The organism is Sphaerisporangium sp. NPDC049002 (assembly GCF_040649355.1).
In the GTDB taxonomy this organism is placed as follows: Bacteria; Actinomycetota; Actinomycetes; order Streptosporangiales; family Streptosporangiaceae; genus Sphaerisporangium.
This window is the reverse complement of the sequence record NZ_JBEZFH010000338.1, coordinates 1-4879: the sequence shown is the minus strand read 5'-3', so window position 1 is coordinate 4879 and position 4879 is coordinate 1. Positions and strand designations below refer to the sequence as shown.

General features: G+C 71.2%; 5 protein-coding genes. 3 read left to right on the top strand and 2 right to left on the bottom strand.

Going from position 1 to position 4879, the window contains the following annotated elements; translation table 11 throughout:
* Positions 1 to 847, top strand: an 847-nt coding sequence (locus tag AB0B89_RS34825) for an FAD-dependent oxidoreductase (RefSeq protein ID WP_358561543.1), incomplete at its 5' end; no start/stop codon positions are given.
* The gene (locus AB0B89_RS34820; RefSeq protein WP_358561540.1) at positions 844 to 2301 is read left to right on the top strand and encodes an ATP-binding protein; all 1458 of its coding nucleotides are present in this window, start codon (positions 844 to 846) and stop codon (positions 2299 to 2301) included. The genes AB0B89_RS34825 and AB0B89_RS34820, both read left to right, overlap by 4 nt.
* 39 nt (positions 2302 to 2340) lie before the next feature.
* Here AB0B89_RS34820 and AB0B89_RS34815 read toward each other — a convergent pair whose 3' ends face one another.
* Complete coding sequence (locus AB0B89_RS34815) at positions 2341 to 3375, bottom strand: 2-oxoglutarate and iron-dependent oxygenase domain-containing protein (RefSeq protein ID WP_358561537.1); 1035 nt, start codon at positions 3373 to 3375, stop codon at positions 2341 to 2343.
* A gap of 119 nt (positions 3376 to 3494) precedes the next feature.
* On the opposite strand from AB0B89_RS34815, the gene AB0B89_RS34810 reads away from it, so the two are divergent.
* Positions 3495 to 3983, top strand: a complete 489-nt coding sequence (locus AB0B89_RS34810) for a MarR family winged helix-turn-helix transcriptional regulator (protein ID WP_358561534.1) — start codon at positions 3495 to 3497, stop codon at positions 3981 to 3983.
* 119 nt (positions 3984 to 4102) lie between these two features.
* On the opposite strand, the gene AB0B89_RS34805 is transcribed toward AB0B89_RS34810, so the two are convergent.
* Positions 4103 to 4879 (bottom strand): M1 family aminopeptidase (locus AB0B89_RS34805; RefSeq protein WP_358561531.1); only part of this gene is annotated, 777 nt, incomplete at its 5' end.

The following is a 4879-nucleotide window of genomic DNA, read 5'->3' as shown; positions in this document are numbered from 1 at the left end:
GAGGTCGGATGTGTGCGCGGTTCCGGCCGCCGGTATCGTCGCTGAGGCGATGGTCGCGCTGGTGCTCGCCGACGCGGCCGTCGAGAAGTTCGGCGCCCGCGAGGTCGTCGCCCTGGAGTCCGGGGGGTCGACCCGGCTGCTCCGGTTCGGCGACGGCACCGTCATCGCCGCCCACACGGTCGTGCTCGCCACAGGGGTCTCCTATCGCATGCTGGAGGCGCCGGGCCTGGCGGAGCTGACCGGCCGGGGCGTCTTCTACGGGTCGGCGGCCACCGAGGCCCCGAGCTGCGCCGGCCAGGAGATCTACATCGTCGGAGGCGCCAACTCCGCCGGGCAGGCGGCCGTGCACTTCTCCCGTTACGCCCGGCGCGTGCACATCCTCATCCGGGCCGGGGACCTCCGGCGGTCGATGTCGCAGTACCTGATCGACCAGATCGAGAGCCACGACAACATCGAGGTCCACCCGCACAGCCAGGTGGTCTCCGCCGAGGGCGACGACCACCTCGAACGGCTGTCGCTGTGCGACCCCCGCTCCGGGCGGGTGCGCGCGGTCGACACCTCGTGGCTGTTCATCTTCATCGGCGCCGAGCCGCGCACCGAATGGCTCGACAAGGCGGTCGTCCGCGACCAGCGGGGCTTCGTGCTCACCGGGCCCGACCTGCTCGCCGACGGCCAGCGACCGCCGGGGTGGTCACTTCCCCGCGACCCCTACCATCTGGAGTCCAGCATGCCGGGCGTCTTCGCCGCGGGCGACGTGAGGGCCGACTCGGTCAAGCGTGTCGCGTCCGCCGTGGGCGAGGGCGCGATGGCGGTCTCCCTGATCCACCGTTACCTGGAGGCCCAATGACCGAGCCGGCCGACACCGCCGCCGGGCGCGGTGACACGGGCGATCGTCTGACCGCCGATGAGCTGCGCACCCTGTTCCTGTTCGAGGCGCTCGACGACGCGCAGCTCGCGAGGTTCGTCGAGCACGGCCGGGTGGAGCGCTGGCCCGGGGGCACCACGGTCTACCAGGAGGGCGAGCCGGCGACCTGCTTCTACCAGCTGCTCACCGGCACGATCGCGCTGACCCGGCGCATCCAGGGCGACGAGGTCGAGGTCACCCGCACCGAGCAGCGGGGCGTGTACGCGGGCGCCATGCAGGCCTACCTCGGTGACGAGGTCGGCCAGAGCTACTCCAGCAGCCTGCACGCCATCAGCGACGTCGAGCTGTTCGCGGTGCCCGCGACGGTACTCGCCAAGTCGCTGCGCGAGTGGTTCCCGATGGCGACCCACCTGCTGGAGGGCATGTTCTTCGGCATGCGCGCCAACCAGACGATCGTCGGGGAACGCGAGCGGCTGCTCGCTCTCGGCTCGCTGTCGGCCGGGCTGACCCACGAGCTGAACAACCCCGCCGCCGCGGCCGTACGGGCCACCGCCGTGCTGCGTGAGCGGGTCGCCGGCATGCGCCACAAGCTGGCCATGATCGCCGATGGGCGGCTGGACGGCAGCAGGCTGCACGACCTCGTCGAGCTCCAGGAGGACGCGGTCAAGCGGGCCGCGAGCGCGGCGCCCCTGTCGGTCATGGCCACCGCCGACGCCGAGGACGAGCTAGGCGACTGGCTCGACGACCACGACGTCACCGGCGGGTGGGAGCTCGCGCCCACGCTGGTGGCAGGCGGCATCGACGTGCGGTGGCTGGAGCAGATCACCGGCGCCGTGGGCGGGGAGAACCTGGAGGCCGCCGTACGGTGGCTCACCTACACGATCGAGACCGAGCTGCTGATGGGGGAGATCGACGACGCCGTCACCCGCGTCTCCACCCTGGTCTCGGCGGCCAAGCAGTACTCCCAGCTCGACCGTGCCCCCTACCAGACCGTCGACGTGCACGACCTGCTCGACGCCACGCTGACCATGATGCAGGCCAAGACGCCCGAGGGCGTGCGCACGGTCAAGGAGTACGACCGCACGGTGCCCCTGGTCCCCGCGTACGCCGCCGAGCTGAACCAGGTGTGGACCAACCTGATCGACAACGCCTTCGCGGCGATGCGACCAGAGGGCGGCACCCTCACCCTGCGCACCGGGCACGAGGCCGACCGCATCTTCGTCGAGATCGCCGACACCGGGCCCGGCATCCCCGCCGAGATCCGGCCGCGCATCTTCGAGCCGTTCTTCACCACCAAGGCGGTCGGCGAGGGCACGGGGCTCGGGCTGGACATCTCCTATCGGATCATCGTCAACAAGCACCACGGGGACATCCGGGTGGAGTCCTCGCCGGGGGACACCCGGTTCAGGGTGCTGCTGCCCATCACCCCGGCCTGAGGGACGGTCCGCGGCTCGCCTCGGGCCCGGGTCCACGCCTCAGGTCCGGTCCGATCCGCCGATCACCTCGGATCCGAGGCGGGGGAAGACCTTGGCGACCTTGGCGGTGAGATAGTCGCCGTAGGTTCCCGTGAAGGCGCGCAGGTCCTGCCCGTCCCAGCGGGGGCGTCCTCCTTGGCTGTACGGCAGCGCGGGGAGCGGGGGCACCTCGGCGTCCCAGCCGGGGTCGAAGAAGAACGGGAACGACAGGCGGCTCCGCCCGCTGAGGTTGCGTACGCGGTGGGGCGTCGACCGGTAGTGGGACCCGGTCAGCTTGTCGAGCATGTCGCCGATGTTGCACACGAACGTGCCGGGGACGGGCGGGGCGTCGACCCATCCGTTCCTGCCGTGCACCTGCAGGCCGCCGTTGCCGTCCTGGAGGAGCAGGGTCAGCAGGCCGTAGTCGGTGTGCTCGCCCACACCCCAGCCGTCCGCGTCCGGCGGGGCGGGCGGGTAGTGGAATATCCGGAAGAGGATGGTGGGGTCGGCGGTGTAGCCGGTGGAGAAGTAGTCCCGCCGCAGGCCGAGACTCAGGGCGATGCCGCGCATCACGCCCTGGGCGACCTCCGTGAGCGCGCCGAGGTACGCGGTCACGGCCAGGCCCAGCTCGGGCACCTCCGAGGGGAACAGGTTGCGGCCGTGCAGCGGGCGCGGGTCGTCCGCCGCCGACTCGGTCCCGAAGTAGAGCCCCTCCTTCAGGTCAGGCCGTCCCGAGGTGAGCTCCGCGCCGACGGGGAAGAACCCGCGCCAGGCCCGGCCGCCCTTCTCCATCGAGATCTCCATCTTCCGGTCGAGCGGCAGGGCGAAGAAGCGGCGCGCGGCGGAGTCCAGCTCCCGCAGGAGCCGGTCGGGCACGCCGTGCCCGGTGACGTAGAAGAACCCGCTCTCCCGGCAGGCGTCCCCGATCTCCAGCGCGACCCGCTCGGCTGCCGTACGGCCTCGCCCGCCGGGGTCACCGGGGTCACCGGCGTCCGCCCGGGCCGTGGCCGGTCCCATCAGTGCCGTCACGTCGATGACGGGCAGTGCCTCGCTCACGCCGACCTCCTCAACCATGCCCCGCACCCCGCGATCCTGCCCGCGTGGTGGCCACACTAAGAGTCCTAAGGTTCTTCTGCCGGATAATCCGCCACGGGACGAATTGTTATGCTGGCGGGATGACCGCCATGGCGCCCGCCCGCACGAAGCCGGACCTGTCGTTCCTGCTCGACCACACCAGCCATGTCCTGCGCACCCGCATGGCGGCGGCGCTCGCCGAGATCGGGCTCACGGCGCGCATGCACTGTGTGCTGGTCCACGCCCTGGAGGAGGAGCGCACGCAGATCCAGCTCGCGGAGATCGGCGACATGGACAAGACCACGATGGTGGTGACGGTCGACGCCCTGGAGGAGGCCGGCCTCGCCGAGCGCCGCCCCTCCGGCAAGGACCGGCGGGCCCGCATCGTCGCGGTCACCGAGGAGGGCGCCCGGGTCGCCGCGCGGAGCCAGGAGATCGTCGACGGCGTCCACGAGGAGGCGCTGGGCACGCTCCCCGAGGAGGAGCGCGAGATCTTCCTGCGCGCCCTGAAACACCTGGTCACCGGGCATCTCGCCACCCCGATGGAGAGCCCCCAGACGGTCCGGAGAGCACGCCGCCCGGTCAGGTAGGCCCGTAGCCGGCCGTCGCTCACGAAACGGTCCTCCACGGTCTCCTGCGCTACTGGAGGATCGTCACCCCTGATCCTGCGACCAGATCCCTATAAATTCAATAGGGAATACATGAATTCCTATCGGGGAAGGGCGGGAAGGCGCTCGGCGTACAGCCAGGAGGCGAAGAAGTCGTCCAGGGGGGCGAAACGGCCCGCGAGGCGGGTGAACCGGTCGGTGGTGACGGTTCCGTGCTGGTAGGTCGTCGTCCACTCGCGCAGCAGGGCGAAGAACGCGTCGTCGCCGAGCGTGCGCCGCAGGGCGTGAACGGTGAGCGCGCCACGCTTGTAGACGCGGTCGTCGAACAGCCGTCGCGCGCCAGGGTCGGCCAGCGCGAAGTCCTGGGGGAGCTTCGCGAGCCTGCGGTGCCAGCGATCGGCCAGGGCGTCGGCGGTCTCGTCCCCGGAGGCCTCCGACCACAGCCACTCGGCGTACGCGGCGAACCCCTCGTGCAGCCAGATCTCGCGCCAGCTCTCCAGCGTCAGGCTGTTGCCGAACCACTGGTGCGCCAGTTCGTGGGCGACCAGGCGCTCCTCGCCGCGCCGGCCGTCCACGTGGTTCCTGCCGAAGATCGACATCCCCTGGGCCTCGACCGGGATCTCCAAATCGTCGTCGACCACCACCACGGTGTAGGACGGGAACGGGTAGGGGCCGAAGCACTCGGTGAACAGGGCGGTCATCCGCTCCTGGCGGGCGAAGTCGTGACGCGCCCGCGCGGCGAGCCGGGGAGGGTACAGTAGCCGCTGGGGCACGGGACCGTCCACCTCGGCCGCCTGGTAGCGCCCGATCTGCACGCTCGCCAGATAGGTCGCCATCGGCTCCGCCTGCTCGTACACCCAGGTGGTGGTGGACGCGGC